The sequence below is a fragment of the Bacillus sp. HNG genome, assembly GCF_003400205.1.
Classification (GTDB): domain Bacteria; phylum Bacillota; class Bacilli; order Bacillales; family Bacillaceae_L; genus Ferdinandcohnia.
On record NZ_QUQV01000004.1, the window covers coordinates 137,592 to 162,394 of the forward strand.

The 24,803-nt window shown below is 41.2% G+C and carries 22 protein-coding genes and 1 pseudogene; 21 read left to right on the forward strand and 2 right to left on the reverse strand.

Annotated features, from left to right (window positions below):
- Positions 1-106: 106 nt before the first annotated feature.
- The 5 genes from DZB84_RS09470 (at position 107) to DZB84_RS09490 (ending at position 5,105) form a co-directional block, all read left to right on the forward strand.
- Positions 107-964 (forward strand): F0F1 ATP synthase subunit gamma, encoded by an 858-nt coding sequence (locus DZB84_RS09470; protein WP_116352013.1) that lies wholly within the window; start codon positions 107-109, stop codon positions 962-964.
- A gap of 89 nt (positions 965-1,053) precedes the next feature.
- A complete protein-coding gene (atpD, locus tag DZB84_RS09475; protein WP_116352014.1) occupies positions 1,054-2,475 on the forward strand; it encodes a F0F1 ATP synthase subunit beta in 1,422 nt (473 codons plus the stop codon).
- A 25-nt stretch (positions 2,476-2,500) separates the two neighbouring features.
- On the forward strand, positions 2,501-2,905 hold the full coding sequence (locus DZB84_RS09480; RefSeq protein WP_116352015.1) for a F0F1 ATP synthase subunit epsilon: 405 nt from the start codon (positions 2,501-2,503) through the stop codon (positions 2,903-2,905).
- 380 nt (positions 2,906-3,285) lie between these two features.
- Positions 3,286-3,825: an RNA polymerase sigma factor gene (locus DZB84_RS09485; protein ID WP_116352202.1), complete on the forward strand. Its 540-nt coding sequence runs from the start codon at positions 3,286-3,288 to the stop codon at positions 3,823-3,825.
- Complete coding sequence (locus DZB84_RS09490; RefSeq protein WP_189655202.1) at positions 3,801-5,105, forward strand: DUF4179 domain-containing protein; 1,305 nt, start codon at positions 3,801-3,803, stop codon at positions 5,103-5,105. Before DZB84_RS09485 ends, DZB84_RS09490 begins: the two co-directional genes overlap by 25 nt.
- A 392-nt stretch (positions 5,106-5,497) precedes the next feature.
- Here DZB84_RS09490 and DZB84_RS09495 read toward each other — a convergent pair.
- A pseudogene (locus DZB84_RS09495) lies at positions 5,498-6,667 on the reverse strand (IS256 family transposase).
- Between the two features lie 675 nt (positions 6,668-7,342).
- Between DZB84_RS09495 and DZB84_RS09500 the strand changes: the two are divergent.
- The 14 genes from DZB84_RS09500 (at position 7,343) to spoIID (ending at position 21,986) form a co-directional block, all read left to right on the forward strand.
- Positions 7,343-7,720: an NADH-quinone oxidoreductase subunit A gene (locus DZB84_RS09500; protein ID WP_116352017.1), complete on the forward strand. Its 378-nt coding sequence runs from the start codon at positions 7,343-7,345 to the stop codon at positions 7,718-7,720.
- On the forward strand, positions 7,711-8,223 hold the full coding sequence (locus tag DZB84_RS09505; protein WP_116352018.1) for a NuoB/complex I 20 kDa subunit family protein: 513 nt from the start codon (positions 7,711-7,713) through the stop codon (positions 8,221-8,223). The genes DZB84_RS09500 and DZB84_RS09505 overlap by 10 nt, the downstream gene beginning before the upstream one ends.
- Position 8,224: 1 nt before the next feature.
- Positions 8,225-9,592: an NADH-quinone oxidoreductase subunit C gene (locus DZB84_RS09510; RefSeq protein ID WP_116352019.1), complete on the forward strand. Its 1,368-nt coding sequence runs from the start codon at positions 8,225-8,227 to the stop codon at positions 9,590-9,592.
- 3 nt (positions 9,593-9,595) lie between these two features.
- Positions 9,596-10,696, forward strand: coding sequence for an NADH-quinone oxidoreductase subunit D (locus DZB84_RS09515; protein WP_116352020.1), 1,101 nt, complete (start codon positions 9,596-9,598; stop codon positions 10,694-10,696).
- Entirely contained in the window at positions 10,696-11,697 is a 1,002-nt protein-coding gene (nuoH, locus tag DZB84_RS09520) for an NADH-quinone oxidoreductase subunit NuoH (protein ID WP_116352021.1), read from the forward strand. The genes DZB84_RS09515 and nuoH overlap by 1 nt, the downstream gene beginning before the upstream one ends.
- Before the next feature lie 30 nt (positions 11,698-11,727).
- Positions 11,728-12,147, forward strand: coding sequence for an NADH-quinone oxidoreductase subunit NuoI (nuoI, locus tag DZB84_RS09525; protein WP_010677182.1), 420 nt, complete (start codon positions 11,728-11,730; stop codon positions 12,145-12,147).
- A complete protein-coding gene (locus DZB84_RS09530) occupies positions 12,144-12,659 on the forward strand; it encodes an NADH-quinone oxidoreductase subunit J (protein ID WP_116352022.1) in 516 nt (171 codons plus the stop codon). Before nuoI ends, DZB84_RS09530 begins: the two co-directional genes overlap by 4 nt.
- A complete protein-coding gene (gene nuoK / locus DZB84_RS09535) occupies positions 12,656-12,970 on the forward strand; it encodes an NADH-quinone oxidoreductase subunit NuoK (RefSeq protein WP_116352023.1) in 315 nt (104 codons plus the stop codon). The genes DZB84_RS09530 and nuoK overlap by 4 nt, the downstream gene beginning before the upstream one ends.
- 72 nt (positions 12,971-13,042) lie before the next feature.
- Positions 13,043-14,911: an NADH-quinone oxidoreductase subunit L gene (nuoL, locus tag DZB84_RS09540; RefSeq protein ID WP_116352203.1), complete on the forward strand. Its 1,869-nt coding sequence runs from the start codon at positions 13,043-13,045 to the stop codon at positions 14,909-14,911.
- Positions 14,908-16,419, forward strand: coding sequence for an NADH-quinone oxidoreductase subunit M (locus tag DZB84_RS09545; RefSeq protein WP_116352024.1), 1,512 nt, complete (start codon positions 14,908-14,910; stop codon positions 16,417-16,419). The genes nuoL and DZB84_RS09545 overlap by 4 nt, the downstream gene beginning before the upstream one ends.
- Before the next feature lie 4 nt (positions 16,420-16,423).
- Positions 16,424-17,935 (forward strand): NADH-quinone oxidoreductase subunit NuoN, encoded by a 1,512-nt coding sequence (gene nuoN / locus DZB84_RS09550; RefSeq protein WP_116352025.1) that lies wholly within the window; start codon positions 16,424-16,426, stop codon positions 17,933-17,935.
- A gap of 270 nt (positions 17,936-18,205) precedes the next feature.
- Positions 18,206-18,442 (forward strand): DUF1146 family protein, encoded by a 237-nt coding sequence (locus DZB84_RS09555; RefSeq protein WP_116352026.1) that lies wholly within the window; start codon positions 18,206-18,208, stop codon positions 18,440-18,442.
- Positions 18,443-19,267: 825 nt separating this feature from the next.
- Positions 19,268-20,566 carry a UDP-N-acetylglucosamine 1-carboxyvinyltransferase gene (murA, locus tag DZB84_RS09565; RefSeq protein WP_116352028.1) on the forward strand — a complete coding sequence of 433 codons (1,299 nt, stop codon included), beginning with the start codon at positions 19,268-19,270 and terminating at the stop codon, positions 20,564-20,566.
- A 400-nt stretch (positions 20,567-20,966) separates the two neighbouring features.
- Positions 20,967-21,986, forward strand: a complete 1,020-nt coding sequence (gene spoIID, locus DZB84_RS09570) for a stage II sporulation protein D (RefSeq protein WP_116352029.1) — start codon at positions 20,967-20,969, stop codon at positions 21,984-21,986.
- Positions 21,987-21,997: 11 nt separating this feature from the next.
- Here spoIID and DZB84_RS09575 read toward each other — a convergent pair whose 3' ends face one another.
- The gene (locus DZB84_RS09575) at positions 21,998-22,444 is read right to left on the reverse strand and encodes a VanZ family protein (protein WP_116352030.1); all 447 of its coding nucleotides are present in this window, start codon (positions 22,442-22,444) and stop codon (positions 21,998-22,000) included.
- A 744-nt stretch (positions 22,445-23,188) separates the two neighbouring features.
- On the opposite strand from DZB84_RS09575, the gene spoIIQ reads away from it, so the two are divergent.
- Both spoIIQ and DZB84_RS09585 read left to right on the forward strand, forming a co-directional pair.
- Entirely contained in the window at positions 23,189-24,103 is a 915-nt protein-coding gene (gene spoIIQ, locus DZB84_RS09580) for a stage II sporulation protein SpoIIQ (RefSeq protein ID WP_116352031.1), read from the forward strand.
- Between the two features lie 117 nt (positions 24,104-24,220).
- Complete coding sequence (locus tag DZB84_RS09585; protein ID WP_116352032.1) at positions 24,221-24,649, forward strand: DMP19 family protein; 429 nt, start codon at positions 24,221-24,223, stop codon at positions 24,647-24,649.
- The last annotated feature ends 154 nt before the right edge of the window (positions 24,650-24,803 follow it).

A 24,803-nucleotide genomic window follows, 5' to 3' on the forward strand; every position in this document is an offset into this window, starting at 1 on the left:
AAATGTGTAAGCGACGTTCAATACGTGCGTCGCTTATCTGAATAAAGCTAGGAAGACTCGGTTCCAAAGCGTTTACGAATAATCGAGGAAAAGGTGGTGAGAACCTTTGGCATCCTTACGTGATATAAAAACAAGAATCACTTCAACAAAGAAAACAAGTCAAATTACTAAAGCGATGCAGATGGTTTCAGCATCTAAATTTAGCCGTGCTGAAGCAAATGCAAAATCGTTTGTTCCATATATGGAAAAAATTCAAGAGGTCGTTGCGAATATCGCAGTGGGCAGTTCGGAAGCAAGTCATCCAATGCTACTTCACAGACCTGTTAAAAAGACTGCTTATATTGTCATCACATCTGACCGTGGATTAGCTGGTGCATATAACAGTAACGTGATTCGTGGTGCGTACCAGGCGATGCAAAAACGTCATAAGAGCACTGATGAGTTTACAGTTATTGCAATCGGTCGTGTCGGCCGTGACTTCTTTGTAAAAAGAGGGATTTCCGTTAGCTTAGAAATCGCTGGTTTATCTGATCAACCTTCTTTCGCTGAAATTAAGGATATTGCAAATGCAACTGTAAATATGTTTGCAGATGGTACGTATGATGAGCTTTACATGTGGTATAACCATTTCGTAAGTGCGATTCAACACGATGTAACGGAGAAAAAGCTATTACCGTTATCGGATTTAGCTGCTAACAAAAAACAAACTTCTTATGAATTCGAACCTTCACAAGAAGAGATCTTAGAGGTATTGCTTCCTCAGTATGCTGAAAGTCTCATCTACGGAGCACTTTTAGATGGAAAGGCAAGTGAACACTCTGCTCGTATGACTGCGATGAAAAATGCGACAGACAATGCGAAAGAGCTTATCGATTCACTTACTCTCTCATACAACCGTGCTCGTCAAGCGGCAATTACGCAAGAAATTACGGAAATTGTCGGTGGAGCAGCAGCACTCGAATAGAACATATAACAACATTAGATAGATTTAAAGGCATTCAAGTGAACGTTAAGAATTGAATGACCGCCAAAAGTAAGTTAGGAGGGAAAACGATGACAAAAGGACGCGTTACCCAAGTTATGGGTCCTGTTGTAGACGTACAGTTTGACAGCGGCCATCTTCCTGAGATTTATAACGCCCTTACTATTAAACATAGTGCGCGTAACGAAAATGAAGTTGACATCAACTTAACATTAGAAGTTGCGCTTCACCTAGGTGATGATACTGTACGTACAGTTGCGATGTCATCTACTGACGGTGTAGTTCGTGGATTAGAGGTAACTGACACTGGTAAGCCAATTTCTGTACCAGTTGGTGATGTAACACTTGGACGTGTATTTAACGTTTTAGGTGAAAACATTGACCTTGATGCTCCAGTACCTGCTGATGCACGTCGTGATGCAATTCACAGAGAAGCACCAACATTTGAACAACTTTCAACTGAGGTTGAAATTCTTGAAACAGGTATTAAGGTAGTAGACCTTCTTGCTCCATACATTAAAGGTGGAAAAATCGGTCTATTCGGTGGTGCGGGTGTTGGTAAAACAGTTCTTATCCAAGAGCTTATCAACAACATCGCACAAGAACACGGTGGTATTTCCGTATTCGCTGGTGTAGGTGAGCGTACTCGTGAAGGTAACGACTTATACTACGAAATGAAAGACTCTGGAGTTATTTCAAAAACAGCGATGGTATTCGGACAAATGAACGAACCACCAGGTGCGCGTATGCGTGTAGCTTTAACTGGTCTTACAATGGCGGAATACTTCCGTGATGAGCAAGGCCAAGACGTGTTATTCTTCATCGATAACATTTTCCGATTCACTCAAGCAGGTTCTGAGGTATCAGCCCTACTTGGACGTATGCCATCTGCCGTTGGTTACCAACCAACTCTAGCAACTGAGATGGGTAAATTACAAGAACGTATTACATCAACAAACGTTGGATCTGTTACGTCAATCCAAGCGATTTACGTTCCTGCCGATGACTATACTGACCCGGCTCCAGCTACAACGTTTGCTCACTTAGACGCAACAACAAACCTTGAGCGTAAGCTTTCTGAGATGGGTATTTACCCAGCGGTGGATCCATTAGCATCTACTTCTCGTGCTTTATCTCCTGAGATTGTTGGCGAAGAGCACTACAATGTTGCACGTCAAGTACAACAAACATTACAACGTTACCGTGAACTACAAGATATCATCGCGATCCTTGGTATGGATGAGTTAGGTGATGAGGATAAGTTAGTCGTACACCGTGCGCGTCGTGTCCAATTCTTCTTATCTCAAAACTTCCACGTTGCGGAGCAGTTCACTGGTCAACCAGGTTCATATGTTCCAGTTAAGGAAACTGTTCGTGGATTCAAGGAAATCCTAGAAGGTAAATACGACTATCTTCCTGAAGATGCGTTCCGTCTAGTTGGTCGAATTGAAGAAGCGGTAGAAGCTGGAAAGCGCATGGGTGTTGAAGCATAATTAACGGGACCTAGGAGGGTATAAAATGAAGACAGTAAAAGTCAATGTCGTGACTCCTGATGGCCCAGTTTATGAAGCTGATGTGGAAATGGTAAGTGCCAAAGCTCAAAGCGGTGAGCTCGGTATTTTACCAGGACATATTCCTATGGTTGCTCCTCTTCAAGTAGGGGCAGTTAGACTTAAGAAGGAAGGCAACACTGAACTTGTGGCTGTAAGTGGAGGCTTTCTCGAGGTTCGTCCTGACCAAGTAACAATTCTTGCTCAAGCTGCTGAAACAGCAGAGCACATTGATGTTCACCGTGCACAACAAGCAAAGCATCGTGCTGAACAACGCTTGCAGGCGAAACAAGAACATGTCGATTTTAAACGAGCAGAGCTCGCTTTAAAACGTGCCATCAATCGATTAAACGTAATACAAAATAAATACTAATCTTAGTATTGGGAACCCCCAGAGGCTTTTGGAACTGGGGGTTTTTTTCGTATTTGGGGCTACTCACTGACAGGAGTGTAGACTTTGTTAAAATAGATAGAATCGGATTAAAGTCGATAGAACTAAAATATAACTGATAGAATCAAAATAAAGTTGATAGGAATAAAATAACGACGATAGAATCCGATTATCGTTGAAGGAAGGCTGAACATTAGTAAATAGAATTAGAATTCAAACTAGCTATCCCTATAATTTAATCCCTTATATAATGGTTTTAACAGTATTTTGCCATTAGATAGGGGATTTTTTTATATTTGTTGAAACCTTTTGGCTTTTTCTTGTATCTAAGGATTAGGTTGACTCGGAAAGGAGAGCATACTTTGGATATCGCAAAAGAGGTGAAAAAGGCAAGGCGTGGGAGTAAGTCTTCCTTTGAAAAATTGATTATGGCACATAAGCTTTTAATGTATCGTGTGGCGAAAACAATCTTATCGAATGACGAAGATTGTGCGGATGCGATTCAAGAGGCGATCATCAAAGCTTATCAAAAAATGGATACGTTGAAAGAGCCTGCTTATTTTAAAAGTTGGTTGTGTCGAATTGTTTTAAATGAATGTTACCAACTGTTAAGGAAGAAAAAGAATGTCATAAATTTTGAGGATTTGTTTGAGCCTCAGATAACGGAACAAGGATATGAGGAAGTGGAGGTTGAACAAATGCTCGGTAAACTACCAGAAGAGCAATCTCAATTGTTAAAGCTTTTTCATATAGAAGGAATGTCAATTTTGGAGCTAGCGCAAATTTATGAGGTACCGGAAAATACGATTAAAACAAGACTACGTCGTGCGCGTGAAAAAATGCGTGAGCTATGGGATACAAAAGAGGAGGGATCATCATGGATAAATGGGAAAATCAAATAAAGATGAGGGTAAACCCACAGGTTCCTGCAAGTGTGGAGCAGCGCATGAACGAAACACTCCGTTCCCTTCCAAAAAAGAAGACATATCCACGCTTCTATTACCCAGTCGCAGCAGTGTTTTTGGTAGGCTTCCTTTTATTTGGGATATCCTTTATGTCGCCAACTTTAGCTGAGACGTTGAGGTCTGTACCAGTCATCGGGTCTATTTTTAAGATGGTAGGGGATATCGGTACCCAGAAGGGAGAACAAGAGGGGTTAACCACTTTATTAGGGCAACAGGTGGAAATAGATGGGCAAGTGATTACCTTTACGGAAAGTCTTTATGATGGATCACAGATTCATATTGGGTATCTGATTGAATCTTATACCCAAGAGAAGACAACCTATCCTACTGATTTTTTATCGAACTTACAGTTAACCATTGATGGCAAGGGTGTTAGTTATGGGATGGGAGAACGCGGCGAAGTATTAGAAAATGGAGATTACGCTGGGATATTGAGTATTCATGTGGATGACGAATTACCAGATCAGTTTACTCTTGGCATACGTTCTCAAAAAGAAAAAGCATTACATGTAGAGTTGCCAATTACAAAACAAGGAGAAAACAGAGCATTTCTTGTCAATGAAACGGTAGAGTCTGAGGATTTAACGATGCATGTGGATAAAGTGACATTTTTCCCAACAAGTACGGAGATTATGTTTCGTCAGATTATGGACGAAAAAGTATTTGAGAGTAAAAAGTATGATTGGTTAGATTATCAAATCGTTGATGACAAGGGGAATGTACTGCAGCCGTTTAGCGGAGGTGGCGGTGGGGGACCGATGAAGAACGGTCAGTTACTACAAACCTTCAATTATTACTATGAGCCCCTGGAAACTATACCGAGGTCACTAACGTTTAAACCTTATTTAATTGTCGGAAACGAGAAGGTGGAAGAAGTAAAAGCAGACTGGACGGGTGAAAAGTTGACGCTTTCACAAGGAGGAATAGGAGAAATAACTGTATTAGACATTAAGAGTGAAAATAACTTAGTGACCCTCATAGTGGAAACAAAGGGTGATGATGCATTTTGGCAGGCAAATAGCATTTTAATTGAGAAGAGAAATGGAGAACCTTTTCATCAGGAAAAAACACCAAAGCGAGTCGAGAATGCTTTAAATCAATATGAGGTTCAGTTTGCGGCCGATGTGGCAGAGGAAGACATTCGTATTGTAACTTATAAACAGAAGGCTCCGAAATTTTTGGAGGAGCTAGAGGTGACGATTGAGTTGGGTGAGTAAATGTGAGTTAGGGCTACTTTTATGTAGTCCTTTTTTCGTTTTTGGACAATAATTTTGAATTATGGCTGATAATTTTTGTTATTGGACAATAGGTTATTAGTATAGATGATATTTTGTAATTATAGGCTGATAGGTTTTTGGGGTAGGGCTTGGATGCATTAGCTTACTAGGGTTCTAGAGGTGTAATCTTACCGTCGAGTGGCTGGAGTCGAGCAAGTGAGGGTATGAAAAAGGGTTAAACGTGCCTTCGGGAAGTGGAAATCGAAGTCAAGTCCTTAGTTTTGTGTAAAATTCTTTTTCCTTATGTTACATTGTTAACAGCTTATATGAATTTTTATGGTATTGAAGGGGGTACCCCCTTCAATACCATAAAAATTTCTCGCGCTTCGCGCCTATCCTTTTCCGATTGGGAGTACTTTTCCTTCTTGTGCTTCTGCAATGTCCATTAAGACAGCTCCTATTAATCTAAAGGCAGATTGTGTATTTGGAAAAATCCTAATGACTCTTTCTCTTCGCCTAACTTCTTGATTCAATCTCTCTAATGAATTAGTTGTATGAATATATTGATGATATTTACTCTTTTCATTTAAGTATTGAATAGCATCTTCGAATCCCTCTTCTAACACTTCAATAGCTTTTACTAGTTTAGGGTTATCGCTAAAACGATTCATAAACTCATCTTTGAATTTCCTTGCATCATCAACTTCTACTGCTTCAAAGATTCTTTTTAAACCGAGTTTTTGTTCTTCCATTCCTTTTTTAGGCATTTGTTGAAAGATATTTCGTTTGAAGTGTACAGTACAGCGTTGCCAAGCAGTTCCTACAAATTCCTTAGCAATTGCCTTCTTTAAGCCCTTATGGGCATCAGATATGACTAATTTGGGTGATTGCAGACCACGAGATTTTAGGTACTGAAAAAAGCCCTTCCAGGCCTCATAATCCTCAGCATGGTCAACTTTTAAGCCAAGAATTTCTCGGCAATTGTTTTCGTTAATCGCAGTTGTAATGTACACTGCTTTAGACACGACACGATTATGCTCCCTTACTTTGATATACATAGCATCTGCAAAAATATAAGGATAATATTTTGTGTTTAGCGGCCTATTAGCCCATGTATTAACAATTGGATCCAGTTTTTCTGTTAATGAGGAAACAAATGACTTTGATACCCCTTCGCCGCATAACTCTTTTACAATATTCGTTACTTTTCGGGTGGACACTCCATTGACTACCATTTCAAGCATGGAAAGAACAAATGCTTGATCGCAACGTGCATATTTTTCAAAAATAGACGGTGAGAAATCCCCATTACGTGTACGTGGTACTCTAAGGGTAATCTTACCCATACTTATAATAAGATCACGTTCATAGTAACCGTTTCTATAGTCTCGACGTTCAGATGTACGTTCATAAGAGCCTGCGTTCAGATAATCATCACGTTCTTTTTACATAACCGAATTTAATACCAAGACCACTGAAGCTTTGACAACCGCGTCTATTTCAGAATTTATTACAGCATCTTTTAAATCTTCAATATTTAGGTTAAACTGAAGTTGAGTCAAATTAATTCCTCCTCATTGTTTTCGTCGCTGTTAACATTGTAGACAAGAGGAAATAATTTGACTCATTTTCTTTTTACACAATTATATGGACTTAATCGAAATCGATTGGGTGAGGGTATGTAAAAGGGTTAATCGTGCCTTCAGGAAGTGGAAATCGATCGGGTGAGGGTACGAAAAAGGGTTAATTGTACCATCAGGAGTGGAAATCGATTGGGTAAGGGTATGAAAGAGGGCTAAATGTACCATCAGGGAAGATATGTCGGATGAGGGATGATAAGAATATAAAAACATTTTTTTGTGGGCGTAACTTCGTTACGGTTATTTGTTTTGTTGAAGAAATGGGGAATACGCCAAAAACGCCTGCGGCCTTTTTGGCTAAAAAGGGGGGACCAAGTGTCGACCATCTGGGTCTTAGTTCTATGAAATTGTGAAATTACCATTTTGATGAAACTAAAGTTTCATCATTTCAGCCAAGGCTGAAACTGCAAATGGGGAAAAATAGTCTAGGGAAAGCGAGCTTTCCTATCCTGTTTTTTCCCCATTTGTCAGAAATGGTAATTTCGTAGAATAAGTGGCAGGTTTGGTCGACACTTGGTTGGGAAAAGTGCTATAATGAATTCGGTTACATTTATAATATTTTGTTAATAAAATGTTGGGGATATCGGAGGGGGCTGCATGGAGGATCTGTTGAATCAGTATTTGAATAGTTACATGATTGTGTTTGTCTTCTTGTTGTTGGGTATTCTACTCCCGATTGTGGCGTTGTTTCTGGGGAAGTTGCTTCGTCCACATGCTCCGAGTGAGGAGAAGGCTACTACATATGAGAGTGGAATTGAGCCATTCCATGATTCTCGGGTACAGTTTAATGTACGTTATTATATTTTTGCGCTATTGTTTGTTATTTTTGATGTTGAGACTGTATTTTTATATCCATGGGCTGTTGCCTACGAAAAACTCGGAATTTTCGCAGTAGTTGAGATGTTTATTTTCGTTGTTATGCTCGTTATCGGCTTAGTATATGCTTGGAAGAAGGGCGTGTTGAAATGGATTTAAAAATGGATGGTATTTCAGATTTAGAGATGGAAGAGTTAAAGAGAAGTGTATTTTTGACGACGCTGGAGCAGGTGAAAGGTTGGGCACGAAGTAATTCGTTGTGGCCACTTACATTTGGTCTGGCTTGTTGTGCGATTGAAATGATGGGGACAGGTTCTTCTCACTATGATTTAGATCGTTTTGGTTCCTTTTTCCGTACATCTCCACGTCAATCCGATTGTATGATTGTGTCGGGGACGGTAACGAAGAAAATGGCGCCAGTTTTAAAGAGATTGTATGATCAAATGCCTGAGCCAAAATGGGTGATTGCGATGGGTTCTTGTGCAACTGCGGGGGGACCTTATGTGAAATCGTATTCGGTTGTAAAAGGGGTTGACCAAATTGTACCGGTTGATGTGTACATTCCGGGTTGTCCTCCAAATCCAGCTGCGCTCATTTACGGGATTAATAAATTAAGAGAGAAGATTCGCTATGAGGCTAAAACGGGGAAGAAGGTGATTTAGCATGAGCGAAGAAAAAGACCTTGAACAACTTAAGCGTGAGGCTGCAGAAAAAGCGAAGGAAGCTGCAAAAAAGCGACTAGCAGAAAAACAGGCGGCTGAAGCGAAAAGTGAAGATGAATCAAAGGAAGAGAATATAGATATTGCGAAGGCGAAAGCAGCTGCTGCGGCAAAGGCGAAGGCAGCGGCATTAGCCAAGCAAAAGGCGAAACAGCAGGCCGAAGAAAAAGCAGCAGCCGAAAAAGATTCAGAATCATCAGAAGAGGGCGATTTGGACCTTGCCAAGCAAAAAGCCGCGGCGGCAGCCAAAGCGAAGGCCGCAGCACTAGCGAAGCAGAAAGCAGCAGAAGCGGCATCCGAAGACTCGTCGGAGGCAGATGACAAAGCAACGGCGAAAGCGAAAGCAGCTGCGGCAGCCAAGGCAAAGGCAGCAGCGCTAGCAAAACAAAAAGAGGCAGAAGCAGCATCCGAAGAATCATCGGTTGCAGATGACAAAGCAACGGCCAAAGCGAAGGCTGCAGCACTAGCGAAGCAGAAAGCGGCAGAAGCCGGTTCTGGTGGAGATGACGACTTAGCAACGGCAAAAGCGAAAGCAGTTGCGGCGGCGAAGGCAAAGGCCGCAGCGTTAGCGAAGCAGAAAGCGGCTGAAAAGGCAGGAGCAGGCTCGGACGATGACGAGCTGGCAAAAGCAAAAGCGAAGGCGGTAGCGGCAGCCAAAGCAAAGGCCGCGGCCGCGGCGAAAGCGAAAGTAGCAGCTGGTACCGGTGGAGCAGACGATCTTGCTAAGGAAAAGGCAAAAGCCATCGCGGCGGCAAAGGCGAAGGCAGCCGCAGCAGCGAGGGCAAAGGCCGCAGCAGGCGGAGAGCCAGAAGAAGTCGAAGAGGCAGCGCCATCTCCAAACCAAAAATATTTAGATAAGTACGTGAAAGTAATCACGGAACACCTTGGGGCAGACGTTTTAGAAGATTCATATATTAATACACTATCAAAAGACGTACCAACACTTGTTGCAAAGCCAGATACATATTTTAAGATTGCACAGTTTTTAAAGTTTAATGAGCAGCTTGGGTTCGATTACCTATCAGAACTGCATGGCACAGACTTCCAGACACATATGGAAGTGTATGTTCACTTATTCTCTTATAAAAACCGTCAATCCGTTGCGTTAAAAGTAAAGCTTGATCGTGATGAGCCAACAACTGCTTCCTTGCAACCATTATGGGAAGGGGCAAATTGGCCGGAGCGTGAGGCATATGATTTGCTCGGTATCACATTCACTGGACATCCGAATTTAACACGAATTCTTTTGCCGGATGACTGGGTGGGGTATCCACTTAGAAAAGATTATGAACCGTATGATGTGGAGGTGTAGCATATGATTCGTACAGAAGAAATGCTCCTCAATGTAGGGCCACAGCATCCAAGTACACACGGGGTATTCCGTCTTGTTGTTAAAATTGACGGAGAAATCATCAAGGAAGCTACACCTGTAATTGGATATCTACACCGTGGTACTGAAAAGCTTGCAGAGGATTTGCAATACACGCAAATTATTCCGTACACAGACCGAATGGATTATTTATCGGCGATGACCAATAACTATGTACTTTGTCACGCTGTTGAAACGATGATGGACATTGAGGTTCCAGAACGGGCGGAGTATTTACGCATCCTTGCGATGGAATTGGGTCGCGTTGCAAGTCACCTTGTATGGTGGGGGACATATTTGCTTGATATTGGAGCAACAACGCCATTTCTCTATGCGTTTAGAGAAAGAGAAATGATTATTAATCTACTAAATGAACTGTCTGGGGCAAGGCTTACGTTTAACTACATGCGTGTTGGTGGAGTGAAATGGGATGCGCCTGAAGGATGGATTGAAAAAGTAAAAGAATTTGTTCCTTATATGAGATCACAGCTTCCAGGGTATCACCAGCTTGTTACGGGTAATGAGATTTTCCGTGACCGTGTAATTGGCGTTGGAAAGTACACGAAGGAGGATGCTTTGAATTATTCCTTGAGTGGTACGAATCTTCGCTGTACAGGAGTGAAATGGGATCTCCGTAAAGATGAGCCCTATTCCATCTATGACCGTTTCGATTTTGACGTTCCGACAAGGGATGGCGGAGATGCATGGGCGCGCTATCACTGTCGTATGGCAGAAATTGAGGAATCTTTAAAAATTATCGAGCAGGCAGTAGAACAATTCCCTGAAGAGGGAGAAATTATGGCTAAGGTTCCGAAAATTATTAAAGCGCCAAAGGGCGAGGCATATGTACGGATTGAATCACCACGTGGAGAAATTGGCTGTTATATTTCAAGTGACGGAAAAAAGGAACCCTATCGTTTGAAATTTAGACGACCGTCCTTTTATAATCTTCAAATCCTTCCGAAGCTTTTAAAGGGTGAAAATATGGCGAACTTGATTGCAATCTTAGGTGCGATAGACATTGTCCTTGGGGAGGTTGATGGTTAATGATCGAAAACCTATTAAATTCACCTCCGAGTTGGCTGAATTTTGGTATTTTCTTTTTACTTGCGACGGTCTTACTTTTTGTCATCTTAGGATTCGTTACATATGGAATCCTTGCGGAGCGGAAAGTCATGGGATTTATGCAAGCACGTATGGGTCCAAATCAGGTTGGTGGTCGCTGGGGACTTTTACAAACAGTTGCTGATGTCTTAAAACTTCTTATAAAAGAAGATGTCATCCCGAAGGTTGCGGATCGTCCATTATTTATTATCGCACCAGTTCTTGCATTTACTCCAGCCTTCATGGTTGTCGCAGTACTTCCGTTTACGGATAGTTATAAGTTTGCAGATATTGGTGTGGGCTTACTTTATTACATTGCCGTATCGGGGCTTACCACAATCGGAATTGCCGCAGGTGGATGGGCATCGAATAATAAATATGCCCTTATGGGGGGAATGCGTGCAGCTGCACAAATGATTTCCTATGAGATTCCACTTGTCATGTCGGTAATTGGAGTCATTTTATTATCTGGTAGCTTAAACCTATCTGATATTGTCGAAGCCCAAGATAAGGTCTGGTTTATTTTTGCACAGCCGATTGCTTTTGTTGTCTTTTTTATCGCGTCTGTTGCAGAGCTTAACCGTGTACCGTTTGACTTACCTGAGGCAGAATCAGAGATTGTCGCTGGTTTCCATATTGAGTACTCAGGATTTAGATGGGCCTTCTTCATGCTAGCAGAATATGTATATATGTTTGCGATGGCTGCGTTAACGACTGTCCTATTCTTAGGGGGATGGAAACCTGTTTTATTCCTAGATTTTATACCAGGTGCCGTTTGGTTCTCCTTGAAATTTAGCTTGGTTATCTTCGTCTTAATCTGGTTCCGTTCCACATTCCCGCGTTTACGTGCGGACAGACTGATGGAATTCGGCTGGAAGGTCTTACTTCCAATCGCGCTAGCCAACATTTTCTTATCGGCTTTAATTAAGGAATTGTTTTTCTAGAGTAACTACCTAATAAAGGGGTGACAAACTATGTTTGGCTTACTAAAAGGGATGAAGTACACCCTTAATCAATTAACCTATAAAAAAGTCACATATGATTATCCGAATGAACCACTGCCACTGCCAGATCGTTTTCGTGGTATTCAAAAATTTTATCCGGAAAAATGTATCGTATGTAATCAATGCGCCAACATTTGTCCAACCGATTGTATTCAGTTAACCGGGAAAAAGCACCCTGATCCAACCAAAAAAGGGAAAATCATTGATACGTATGACATCAACTTTGAAATTTGTATTCTATGTGACCTTTGCACAGAGGTTTGTCCGACAGAAGCAATTGTCATGACAAACAACTTTGAACTTGCAGAATATAGCCGTGATGATTTGTTTAAAAACCTTGAGTGGTTAGATGAAAACGATACGAACGTAAGGAAGGAGAATAAAGCGTGACCGGAGAATTTTTAGCATTCATTGTCCTAGCAATTAGTGCGATTGGCGGCGGTATATTAATGCTGAACCTCCAAAAGGTCATACATATGGTTATCGCACTTGTATTCACCTTCATTAGTATCGCAGGTTTGTACGTCATGCTTCATGCGGAATTTGTTGCAGCTGTGCAGGTCTTAATTTACTCAGGAGCCATTACCATTTTAATGCTTTTTGGAATTATGCTCACGAAGCATAATGACACAAGCGAGCCAAAGGTTAGTCGAGGTCGAACCCTGCTTGTTGTTTTCGGGATTCTTGCATTTGGTGTTGCTGTCTATCTCGGCATTTACGACTTGGATTTTGGCGGGCAAGCAACCGAACTTCATGTGAACAATACTGAAAAAATCGGAATTGAGCTTTTTGCAAAGTATGTCATTCCATTTGAATTAACCTCTGTTGTATTGCTTGTTGCGTTAATAGGGGCCATCATCTTAGCGAAAAAAGACAATGAAGAGGAGGCGAATGAGGAATGAGTTCAATTCCATTAGCAGCCTACCTAGTCCTTGCGCTAATTTTATTTTGTATCGGCCTATATGGTGCGTTCACAAAAAGAAATACAGTGATTGTCTTGATTTCCGTTGAGTTGATGCTGAATGCAGTGAATATTAATTTTGTGGCTTTTAGTAAATACGGAATGGCCCCAGGGATTACTGGGCAAGTTTTCGCACTGTTTACAATCGCCATTGCAGCAGCTGAATTTGCTGTAGGTCTAGCGATCTTGATGGCACTGTACCGCAATAAACGCACAGTTAACATTGATGAAATGAATTCGATGAAACATTAAAAACGTAAAGGCGGTGGGCTCAGGAGGTTCTGCTTGCCTTTAACGCAAGTCAAAGAAGGGGATTGTGATACGATGATGGAAAATGCATGGATCATACCGCTTTTCCCGCTTATCTCTTTTTTGTTCCTTCTTATATTCGGTAAACGAATGAAAGAGTCGAGTGCCTATATCGGCATTCTGCTAACGTTTGTCTCATTCGTCTACTCGGTGTTGGTTCTCGTGGCAAGACTCGGGAATCCGACATTCAAATATGAGAGCACGTGGTTATCAATTGGGGATGTTCACTTAACAGCGGGGTTTGAAGTCAATCAATTAAATGCACTTATGTTAGTGGTGGTATCACTTGTTAGCTTTTTAGTACATATGTATTCGAAAGGGTATATGCATGGGGATGAACGCTTTCCTGTATTTTATGCGTACCTTGGGTTATTTACCTTCGCAATGTTAGGCTTGGTGATCTCACCAAACCTGCTGCAAACGTATATTTTCTGGGAGCTTGTTGGACTCGGTTCCTTCTTATTAATTGGCTTCTACTTTTATAAGGAAGAAGCAAAGGCTGCTGCGAAAAAAGCGTTTATTATGACGCGCATCGGGGATGTTGGCCTATTAATCGGGATGATTCTGTTATTCTGGCAAGTTGGAAGCTTTGAATATGATAAAATTTTTGACGCAGTCGGTGCAGGGGAAATTTCATCAACCATGATTACCTTAACCGCGATTTTAATTTTTGTGGGTGCCGTTGGTAAATCTGGTCAATTCCCACTTCACACTTGGTTGCCGGACGCGATGGAAGGTCCGACACCTGTTTCGGCTTTAATTCACGCGGCTACGATGGTTGCGGCAGGGGTTTATTTGGTGGCAACAACGTTTCCATTATTCGCTGCAAGCCAGGCGGCGATGATGACAGTTGCTGTTATTGGTGGTATTACCGCAATTTTTGCAGCATCTATCGGCTTAGCGCAAAAGGACATTAAACGTGTTCTTGCATACTCCACCGTGAGTCAACTAGGCTACATGATGCTTGCGTTAGGATCCGCCGGCTATGTTGCAGGGGTATTCCACTTAATGACACATGCCTTCTTTAAAGCATTGCTGTTCCTAGCGGCGGGTAGCGTGATTCATGCCGTCCATACTCAGAACATCGAGGAAATGGGCGGATTATGGAAAAAGCTTCGCATAACAGGTCCGTTGTTCTTAATTGGAACCTTAGCAATCAGCGGTGTTCCACTTTTCTCAGGATTCTTCAGTAAGGATGAAATCTTACTTGCAACCTGGGTACAAGGGAATTACGTATTGTTCTGGTTAGCCGTACTTGCAGCATTCTTTACAGCATTTTATATGTTCCGTTTGTTCTTCATGGTCTTCACTGGTGAGGCAAGAGGAAACCAAACAAATGTGAAAGAGTCACCAAGTTCAATGACGATTCCAATGATTGTTCTAGGTGTCCTTGCGGTTGTAGCGGGTTATGTGAATACACCTTGGTTTGGAACGTTTTTAGGGGATTGGTTAACGGAAGGGACGAATCTATACGGACCGGGTCATATAGAAGGACCAGGTTGGATTATGGCGGTTGCAACTTTCGTATCTCTATTTGGTATCTTGCTTGCCTATGCGATGTATCAAAGAAAATCAATTTCAAGAGATTTTTTCAGTTCTCGAGCACCAATCATGTACAGCATCGTTTACAACAAATATTTTATTGATGAGTTTTACAACATGACCGTTGTCTATGTGACAAAGGCATTCAGTTTATTCCTCGCGTTTATTGATGAATTTTTAGTAGGTGGCATTGTAAAGGGTGTGGCTCAGGCCACACAAGGAATCGGGAAACTTGGAGCTAAGCTTCAAAATGGCCAGGTACAAATGTACACATCCGTTGCCTTTGTGGGATTAGCCATTTTACTTCTTGTTGTAGCACTGACAGGGGGGTACTTAAGATGAGCTCATTAATTCTTTCGCTTTTAGTATTCTTCCCGATTTTAGGTATTGCCGTTCTTGCCTTTGTACCAAAAACTGAAGAAAAAATAATCAAGCTCGTTGGGGTCTTGGCAACAATTCCTTCACTTGTTCTTGCCTTGTATGCATACGGGTTTTATACAGGTGGTGGCGACCTTGAAAAGCTGAAGGAAACGGTCTCTTGGTTTGGCTTTTTACCGAAAGGAAATCCGTGGGAAGTCAATTATGAGATGGCACTAAATGGTCTAACCTTAGTGCTCGTCCTGTTAACGACCGTAATTTCGACTCTTGCGGCAATTGCCTCTGTTCATATTAAAAAGGAATGGAAAGGGTATTTCATGCTATTCCTTTTACTCGAACTTGGCATGCTTGGTGTGTTTACAGCAGGAAACTTGATTTTATTCTTTATCTTCTTTGAAATGACACTCATTTCGACGTTCTTCCTGATTGGGAAATGGGGTTATTTTGAAAAAGAAAAAGCAGCGTTTAGCTTCTTAATCTTTAACGGACTTGGGTCTGCCATTTTGCTGATTGTCATTATGATCATTTTTGCAAAGTCTGGAACAACGAACATTGCGGCATTAACCGCAATCTTTGCAAGCCCGGCAGATAGTTTACCAATTCCAGGTCAATTTTCGAAAGGTTTACGTCTTGGATTGTTGATTGCCATCCTTATTGGATTTGGGATCAAATTACCGATTTTCCCATTGCACACATGGATGTTACGTGTACACGTACAAGCACCACCGTCGATAGTTATGATTCACTCTGGGATCCTTTTAAAAATTGGAGCCTACGGAATCATCCGCTTCGGAATGGGATTCTTCCCGGATGAGTTTAGCAGACTAGCACCAATTGTTGCTGTTCTTGGGGTAATCAATCTTTTATATGGTGCCTTTCCAGCATTTGTCCAAAAGGACTTCAAAATGGTTCTTGCCTACTCGAGTATTTCTCACATGGGGATAGTGTTGATTGGTCTCGGTGCTACGAATGAGGCAGGAGTGCAAGGCGCGGTCTTCCAGGTTGTGTCTCACGGTTTAATTTCAGCATTATTGTTCTTCTTAATTGGGGTCATGTATGAGCGGACTGGAACATCGTATATTGACAAGCTTGGCGGTCTTGCGAAGGTGATGCCACTAACAGCTGGATTTTTATTAGCAGCGGCAATGGCCTCGCTTGGATTACCAGGAATGTCCGGATTTGTTAGTGAATTTATGGCCTTCCTTGGACTGTTCAAAGAGATGCCAGTACTTGCTGCAATTGGAGCAATTGGTATCATCATGACAGCTGTGTATTTATTACGTGCGGTGTTAAATGTGACATACGGAAAAACAAATCATTCCTATGAGGGCGCAGTTGATTTACGTCCGATTGAGATAGTTCCGGTATTTGTACTACTTGCGTTTATCGTATTAATTGGTGTTTATCCTAACGTGCTTACACAGCCACTTCAGGTCGCACTTGAAACAATCATGCTAGGGTTAGGAGGGTGAGCCGATGGATACAGAAACTTTGTTAAGCTTTGAATGGGGAGTTATGGCACCAGAATTTATCATCCTCGGTGTTGCAACCCTTCTATCGTTAGTTGATTTATTTATGGGGAAAGACAAGGACCGACGCCCCCTCGGTTGGATTGGGATTGTTGGGATTCTTGTTGCAATTGGGTTTACGATTTCCTTAATTGGAAATGACGTTACGTCCATTTTGTACGATACATTTAGACTTGATTCATTTGCGATTGCGTTTAAATTGATTTTATTAGTAGGAACTGGTCTTGTCATCTTACTTGCAATGAGCTATGAGCCGAAGGATGGCATCGGTGGGTACCGCGGTGAATTTTACTACCTACTTCTAGCAGCACTCTTGGGTACGATGATTATGACATCTAGTGCTGATTTGATCACATTATTTGTAGGATTGGAATTGCTCTCGATTTCATCTTATATTTTAGCTGGAATCCGAAAGCGCAATAAGCTTTCCAATGAATCCGCAATGAAATATGTGATTAATGGAACGGTTTCAACCGCAATCTTTTTATTCGGTGTCAGTTATGTATACGGGTTAACTGGAACCTCCAATTTAAAAGAAATCATGATGGTGTTCGCAAGGCTTCAGGATCCGCAGCATATTTATCTAGTCGCCCTCGCACTGTTTATGATTGTTGTCGGTTTATCTTTTAAAATCGCAGCTGCTCCATTCCATATGTGGGCACCAGATGTGTATCAAGGAGCACCAACACCTGTTACAGCTTTTTTAAGTGTTGTTTCAAAGACAGCCGGCTTTGTCATCATTTTGCGAATCGTGGTAACAGCCTTCATTCAAGCTCCGTCTAGTAATGAAGAAACGCAGTTTATCCTGTTCCACTTACAAGATCTGTTAGCGATTATTGCGGGAGCAACAATGATTATTGGTAACACTGTTGCTCTAAGACAACGAAACGTAAAGCGGATGATGGCCTATTCAAGTATTGCCCATGCTGGATATTTATTAGTAGCATTTGTCGCTTTCTCTTATTTTATGATGGATGCGATTTGGTTCTATTTGGTGGCCTATCTGTTCATGAGCCTAGGATTCTTTGCGGTTCTTCAAGTCATTACGCAAAAATCGGACTCAGAGGACATTAGTCAATTTGCAGGATTATATAAGCGCTCACCTGTACTCGCTGTGGGACTTGGTGTGTTCATTCTTTCGTTAGCGGGTATTCCGGGAACAGCGGGTTTCATCGGAAAACTTGAGATTTTCATTGGAGCATTTGTCACAAGTCCATCGCATTATGTGCTGGCATCAATCATGATTGCAACAACCGTCGTTTCGTATTTTTATTACTTTGGAATCCTTACACAAATGTTCTTTAGACCAGCAGAAGATGATAGCAAAATTAAACTGCCTTTAGGTGTGTTGATTGTTGTGATTGTTGCTGTAGTCGGAACAATCGGATTCGGGATTTTCCCAGGTGCAGCCTTCGAATTCATTCAACAGTTCGAAAGCTTCGGGGACTTTATCGGTTAAAGACTAGGGCTGTAGCTTTCGAGAATAACTAGTCCGTTTCAAACAAGTAGGGGTGTATTTTACAGGGAGAGGTATGGGGATGCCTCTTCCTTTTTTCATGCTTGTTTTTAGGGGACTTTCATTAGAATAGATGGTAAAATGGAGTGGTGTGATTTTGGAATCCCTAAAAAATCTTAACTATATTCAGTCAGGGTTTGAACCCAGTGCTGAATGTTATAACGTCCCTTTTAGAAGGTGGGACTACGGATGTATAGGTAAAGGAGTGGTTTAATGTTATCTGGTTTTGGGTATCAAGCACTTATCAGTATTATTTCACATTTGATATTTATAGCCGTTACGTGGTGGGCCCTGCAAAGCATTCGATATGAGCATTTGGTGAAGCCAAATCATGTTTTCCAGGTGCGCGTTCTTCTTGTTCTTGTGACAATTGCTATTGGATCAACGGTCAGCAATTTCTTCTTAGATTATCTCCTCTGGTCACAACAATTACCAACTATACTTGATTAAGGTCTGCTCCTTATGCAGGAAGTTTATGGAAGGTAATCCTAACTAAAGCTATGGCATACGTTCTCCACTACTTTCCACGTATCCTCAAGTAGGGCACTGGTAAAAATGTAAGTAAGGAGAGGAAATCAGAAAAAACATGAACTCATGCTCCAAAAGGGCATGGCTTTTATCAAAACATTTCTTAGTATGCTTCACTCATCGAAAATATACGATGGATATTATTGGGATGACCCTTTAGAAGGTAAAGGTGATAATACGAGGAACTTCATTTTTAGACTTGATGATTTTCACGGACTAATTCCATTGGCGATAATTCTGCATAAGTTTGCCCCCTATGAATGTCATCAAATTCTATTTTAGGATAATTTAAAATGTAGTAAATAAGAAGACAAACCCTCATAAACAAGAAGTTCCTTTCGTATTAATTGTACTATGTGAACTATGAAAAGTTTTCACCTAAAAATATTCCTTCAAATATTCAAATATTTGTCGACAATTATTGCGAAATTCCCACAAATTTCACTTGTGCCAATGTGGTTCTGAGTGATATGATGTAAATTGGTTTTGTGTAAAATTTATACATGAATATGCCGTGTTAGCGCGGTGATCATTCAATTTTTATGGATTGATGTACACAATGCTTTCACACCCAAAACAGAGACATTTGCCCGGTGGGTTGCATATACTACATCAGTGCGAACGAAATTTTCCACTACAAGTAATGAATATGCAAAGATTGGGTTCTATAAACAGCGGTCAAGATGGAACACCAATTGTTACGAATGAATATGAATATATAGAAAATGGGACGCGGAGGGGAATACCTTGGAAAAAATCATCGTCCGCGGCGGTCATAGGTTAAACGGCACAGTCAAAGTAGAAGGCGCAAAAAACGCCGTTTTGCCAGTTATCGCTGCATCCTTATTAGCTAGTAATGGTAAAAGTGTGATAAATGAAGTACCCACGCTCTCAGATGTGTATACGATTAATGAGGTATTGCGCCATTTAAACGCAGAGGTTACATTTGCAAACAATCAAATCGTTGTCGATGCATCAAGAGAGCTAAAAACAGAAGCACCTTTTGAATATGTTCGAAAAATGCGCGCATCTGTACTTGTTATGGGGTCATTGCTTGCCCGCAATGGCCACGCGAGAGTTGCTCTTCCTGGCGGCTGTGCAATAGGTTCAAGACCGATTGATCAGCATTTAAAAGGATTTGAAGCAATGGGTGCAGTTGTGAAAGTTGGAAATGGATATATCGATGCCGAAGTCAATGGAAGACTTCGAGGTGCAAAAGTATATATGGATTTCCCAAGCGTAGGAGCTACTGAGAATATAATGATGGCTGCTACACTTGCTGATGGAGTTTCCATCATTGAAAACTGTGCAAAAGAACCAGAAATTGTTGACCTTGCCAACTTCCTAAATGCAATGGGAGCAAAGGTAAGAGGTGCAGGCACTGGAACCATTCGCATTGAAGGTGTAAAAGAATTGCATGGAGCAACACACAATATTATCCCTGATCGCATTGAAGCAGGCACATTTATGGTAGCTGCTGCAATAACAGGTGGTAATGTGCTTGTTCAAGGTGCAGTACCAGAACACCTTAGTTCGCTAATTGCAAAAATGGAAGAAATGGGCGTTACTATCATTGAAGAACAAGATGGTTTACGTGTCATTGGCCCAGAAAAATTAAAGGCTGTCGATATTAAAACGATGCCACATCCTGGTTTTCCGACAGATATGCAATCGCAAATGATGGCATTATTACTTCGTGCACAGGGCACAAGTATGATCACAGAAACTGTATTTGAAAATCGCTTCATGCATGTCGAAGAATTCCGACGCATGAACGGTGATATAAAAATTGAAGGCCGTTCTGTTATTATTAACGGAGAATCTCAGCTTCAAGGAGCTGAAGTAGCCGCAACTGATTTACGCGCTGCTGCTGCACTTATTTTATCCGGATTGGTTGCAGATGGCTACACTCGTGTAACAGAACTGAAGCACTTAGACCGTGGTTATGTGAACTTCCATCAAAAGCTTGCGGCATTAGGTGCTGACATCGAACGTATAAATGAAGAAACAGAAAGCCTCGTGGAAGAAGTTAAAGTAAACTTTTGACTAACCACAAAAAGCTAGGGACATTACCCATACAAGGTAATATCTCTAGCTTTTTTATTTTTATACATATAAAGTTAATCCTTTTTTGTAAGAGGCGTGATGTTTTCGATAATGAGGAGAACTAATATGACGCCTGTTGCTCGAGAGTCTGGTTGATCATAAAAAATTATAAACCGTAATTAACAAAGCAAGAGCAAGACATATCTGCTTTTTTACTCATTTGCGCGTTTCCACTTTTATTTAAAAGGGACATACTAGGTAAATTATACTATGCATGGAAAAAAATAGAATATAGAATTTTTTAATATTTTTGAGTCATAAACGCTTGTCCACCACCATAAATATTGATATATAGGTGCATGAACGAAATGCATTAATTTTAATGTGGAGGCTTGCATTCATGAAACAGATTAAACCCATCATTGTACTAGTTTCTGTCCTTTTTGTCCTGATTCTATTGATTCCATCGATGCTTGTTATTCCGTTTTCCGGTAAGGAAGCGGTAAAACTCGCAGAAGAACGACAATCGAATCCAGAACCGCCTCAAATTGCTTCGGGCCCGACAGTGGAGGTGGCTGTGCACCGCGTCAGTGCTCAAAAGATTGAAAATGTTCCGCTTGAGGATTATGTGGTAGGTGTTCTAGCAAAGGAAATGCCTGCAAAATTTGAACTAGAGGCATTAAAGGCTCAGGCATTGGCGGCAAGAACCTATGTGGTGCGGCATATGCTCAGTGAGGAAAAAATCGGTGTTCCAGACGGTGCTGATGTGTCTGATACGACGAACCATCAAGTATATAAAAGCATTGAGGAGCTAAAAGCGGAATGGAAAGGCGATTATGATTGGAAAATCAAAAAAATAACGCAGGCCGTGAAAGAAACACAAGGTCAAATTCTTACCTATGACGGAGCGCCAATTGATGCCCAATTTTTCTCGACGAGTAATGGCTATACGGAAAATTCCCAGGATTACTATAAAAATGAGTACCCCTATTTAAAAAGTGTGGAAAGTCCGTGGGATGTAAATACAGAGAAATTTCACGATCAAGTACAAATCTCAGTTGCTGATTTTGAACAAAAGCTCGGGATTAAGCTCGGCAGTGGAAATGATGTTGGAAAAGTAACAGCAAGAACTCAGTCCAATCGTGTTGCAACGGTTGAGATTGGCGGAAAGAGTTTTACAGGCAGGGAAGTTCGTGAAACGTTAGGACTACGCTCAACAGATTTTTCATGGGAGCGCAAGGGCAACAATATTGTCATTAAGACGAAAGGCTACGGCCATGGGGTTGGCATGAGTCAATATGGTGCGGACGGAATGGCGAAGGATGGAAAGAGCTACAAGGAGATTGTGTCGCACTACTATCAGGGTGTAGAAATTTCATCCACTGAAAACTTTTTAAATAAATTAACGGTCAAGAAATAAAGGCAGAGGGATTAGTTCCCCTCTGCCTTTTTGCTGTTCAAACCTTCTATCCATTGAAGAAGGTTTTTGAATCGTGGTAGTTTTTCACCAAAATAGCTTACCTTAACAATCGTAAATAGCACAAGCACGCCAATTGTGTCTTTAACAAGATCAATGACGGTTGCGGACCGGTAAGGGACAAAGTACTGGTGAAGCTCATCAGAGAACCCATAAGCGATGGAGAGAACCGCAGCCAGAATACTTGTTTTGGGCGTAAACTTTCCTTGTACGAGAAAAAACATAACCCATAGACCGTAAAGAATTCCGAATTCGATTAGATGGAGTGATTCTTTAAAAGCCTGATCCCACGAAAATGGCGTATTCACGATTGCGTCAGATGGAAGGCTTGATAAAATGAAAATAAAAACCATATATAAAAAAGGTGCTATTAATAGTAGTAATCGCAAAAAAACTTTCATGAATGAGTCTCCTTTTTAAAATGTACTTACATAGTATAGCATTTTGTGGGAGTGTGAGGGAGATGCTATTTATGTATTGTATCGATTAAGATGTTGAGGACTTAACCTCGTCGGAGTTGTAGGCGAAAGGGGAACGTGGAAGGAATAGAACGACGGTACTCCTTTTTATTCAGGGTGATGAAGACTCAAATGAGCTAAGGGTTAGCGCGGAAAGGTTATCATTAGAGTTATGAACACCTAAATGCACGTCAGACAGTTTGGAAAAGGTCTTCATCGGGATGATGAAGACCTGAATGCGCGTCAGATAGTTTGGAAATGGTCTTCATCGGGGTGATGAAAACCTGAATGCGCGTCAGACAGTTAGGGAATGGTCTTCATCGGGGTGATGAAAACCTGAATGCGCGTCAGATAGTTTGGAAATGGTCTTCATCGGGGTGATGAAAACCTGAATGCGCGTCAGACAGTTTGGGAATGGTCTTCATCGAGTTGATGAAGTCCCGAACGCGTGCCCAGATGTTGTGAAAAGTCCTTCATCAACTCCGGAGCCACAAGAACCGTCCCTGCGGCTCCTTGCGCCAACAACATTGGGGACCAACAGAACCGTCCCCTTGGCCCCCTTTTTTAACAAAATTTTCGATTCTATGAATAATATTTTTAGGTTTGTCGAAAAATAATTGAAAAAAATTTTTTGAATATGTATATAATTCCGCGAATGTGTTCAGAATGGTTGCTGAGGTGATAAACATGAGAGAGGAAGAAAAGAAACGTACTTCTCAAAAATCAAGTTTACAACGCTTATTTAGAAAGCGTTGGGTGTTTCCAGCAATCTACTTGGTAAGTGCAGCACTCATTCTAACCGCGGTTTTATGGTTTACAGGACAAAACGATGTAGCGAAGGATGATTTGAAATATGGTGAAAATCAACCGGGAACAGCTACAGGTGATGAGCCAAGCTTACCAGTAAACCAAGCGGCAGAAAACTTTAAGATGCCTGTCATTGACGAAGATGCCATTCAAGTGTTTAGGGAATTCTATGATGCAGAGGCTTCAGCAGAAAAGCAAGAAGCAGCTCTTGTAGTCTATAACAATATTTATTCCCCTAATAAAGGAATTGACATCGTCGCTAAAGACGGTAAGACATTTGAAGTAGTTGCATCATTAGCTGGAACTGTAACACGTGCAGAAAAGGATCCACTACACGGAAATGTTGTGGAAATCGAGCACACTGACGGTGTGGTCACAATGTATCAATCGCTTGCAGACTTAAAAGTGGCAAAAGGTGACGTTGTTGAACAAGGTGAAGTCCTTGGAATGGCTGGCGAAAATCAATTTGACAAAGAGGCAGCAATTCACGTACACTTTGAAATTCGTAACAACGGAGTAGCTGTTAATCCACTTGAGTACTTTGGACAATCTGTAACGAAGCTTGAAAAGAGTGAGCATGGTACAGAAGACAAAGAGGCTGCAAGTAACGAAGAAGACAAGCAACCTGCAGAAGACAAGCAACCTGCAGAAGATAAGCAACCTAAAGAAGAAGAGAAACCAGAAGACAGTAAGAAGCCAGCAGATGAAGAAGGCACTCCTGCTGACGATGAAGACTCAGATGAAGAGGAAAATGCAAACTCAACTGATGCTTCAATCGGAATGGCGAAAGCTTAAGCTAGGAGAAACAGTAGTCTAGCTGTGGTGGCAACTTTAGCTAAAATTCAAACCGATTACTCAAACCGAGTAGTCGGTTTTTTTGGTATAATGAGGTAAAAAAGAGGACAATCCAAAATGAAAAATAATGATGAAATTTGGAATGAAGTGATTCAAGTGATTTGCAAAATCGATTTTCCATCCGACAATCAAACACTTAATGAAGCCTATCTTGTTTTTCAGTACTATTCAGAGCTAGAAAGTGGTGGACATGAGGCTTTACTAAACTGGTGGCATTCGTATATTGAGAAAGTCAGCATTGTGACGTACATAAAAGACCTAACCCATATTTTAGAAAAAATCGGCGCACAGGACTACGCTGTGATTTTACAAAAATATGGTGAAGAAATGTGGCAGACATTCATAACTTTAGAAAATGGCGAGAGCAATGAGGAGCCTTTTTATCAGGTGATTGAAAAAGCCGACCAGGAATATTACAACCTAGAAGACAAGTTCCAGCAACTACTAGAATCTTATTTTGTAAAAAATCATAAGAATTTCATCTAATAAATTTGAAAACAGCGACCAGGAGAAGGCGCTGTTTTTTTGTGGAACGGTGTACCTGTCCCTGTGACCCAAGATATTAATCTAATATTTTTTTATTTTCCACTGAACTTTTTCTTACCCTCAATCGTATTATCTTCGGAAAAACATTTGAAAG

What these genes read in the sequence shown, in the direction of transcription:
- atpD (WP_116352014.1), top strand. Translation starts at nt 1,054, where the DNA reads ATGACAAAAGGACGCGTTACCCAAGTTATGGGTCCTGTTGTAGACGTA.
- DZB84_RS09480 (WP_116352015.1), top strand. Translation starts at nt 2,501, where the DNA reads ATGAAGACAGTAAAAGTCAATGTCGTGACTCCTGATGGCCCAGTTTAT.
- DZB84_RS09490 (WP_189655202.1), top strand. Translation starts at nt 3,801, where the DNA reads ATGGATAAATGGGAAAATCAAATAAAGATGAGGGTAAACCCACAGGTT.
- DZB84_RS09500 (WP_116352017.1), top strand. Translation starts at nt 7,343, where the DNA reads ATGGAGGATCTGTTGAATCAGTATTTGAATAGTTACATGATTGTGTTT.
- DZB84_RS09505 (WP_116352018.1), top strand. Translation starts at nt 7,711, where the DNA reads ATGGATTTAAAAATGGATGGTATTTCAGATTTAGAGATGGAAGAGTTA.
- DZB84_RS09510 (WP_116352019.1), top strand. Translation starts at nt 8,225, where the DNA reads ATGAGCGAAGAAAAAGACCTTGAACAACTTAAGCGTGAGGCTGCAGAA.
- DZB84_RS09515 (WP_116352020.1), top strand. Translation starts at nt 9,596, where the DNA reads ATGATTCGTACAGAAGAAATGCTCCTCAATGTAGGGCCACAGCATCCA.
- nuoH (WP_116352021.1), top strand. Translation starts at nt 10,696, where the DNA reads ATGATCGAAAACCTATTAAATTCACCTCCGAGTTGGCTGAATTTTGGT.
- nuoI (WP_010677182.1), top strand. Translation starts at nt 11,728, where the DNA reads ATGTTTGGCTTACTAAAAGGGATGAAGTACACCCTTAATCAATTAACC.
- nuoK (WP_116352023.1), top strand. Translation starts at nt 12,656, where the DNA reads ATGAGTTCAATTCCATTAGCAGCCTACCTAGTCCTTGCGCTAATTTTA.
- nuoL (WP_116352203.1), top strand. Translation starts at nt 13,043, where the DNA reads ATGATGGAAAATGCATGGATCATACCGCTTTTCCCGCTTATCTCTTTT.
- DZB84_RS09545 (WP_116352024.1), top strand. Translation starts at nt 14,908, where the DNA reads ATGAGCTCATTAATTCTTTCGCTTTTAGTATTCTTCCCGATTTTAGGT.
- nuoN (WP_116352025.1), top strand. Translation starts at nt 16,424, where the DNA reads ATGGATACAGAAACTTTGTTAAGCTTTGAATGGGGAGTTATGGCACCA.
- DZB84_RS09555 (WP_116352026.1), top strand. Translation starts at nt 18,206, where the DNA reads ATGTTATCTGGTTTTGGGTATCAAGCACTTATCAGTATTATTTCACAT.
- spoIID (WP_116352029.1), top strand. Translation starts at nt 20,967, where the DNA reads ATGAAACAGATTAAACCCATCATTGTACTAGTTTCTGTCCTTTTTGTC.
- DZB84_RS09575 (WP_116352030.1), bottom strand. Translation starts at nt 22,444, where the DNA reads ATGAAAGTTTTTTTGCGATTACTACTATTAATAGCACCTTTTTTATAT.
- spoIIQ (WP_116352031.1), top strand. Translation starts at nt 23,189, where the DNA reads ATGAGAGAGGAAGAAAAGAAACGTACTTCTCAAAAATCAAGTTTACAA.
- DZB84_RS09585 (WP_116352032.1), top strand. Translation starts at nt 24,221, where the DNA reads ATGAAAAATAATGATGAAATTTGGAATGAAGTGATTCAAGTGATTTGC.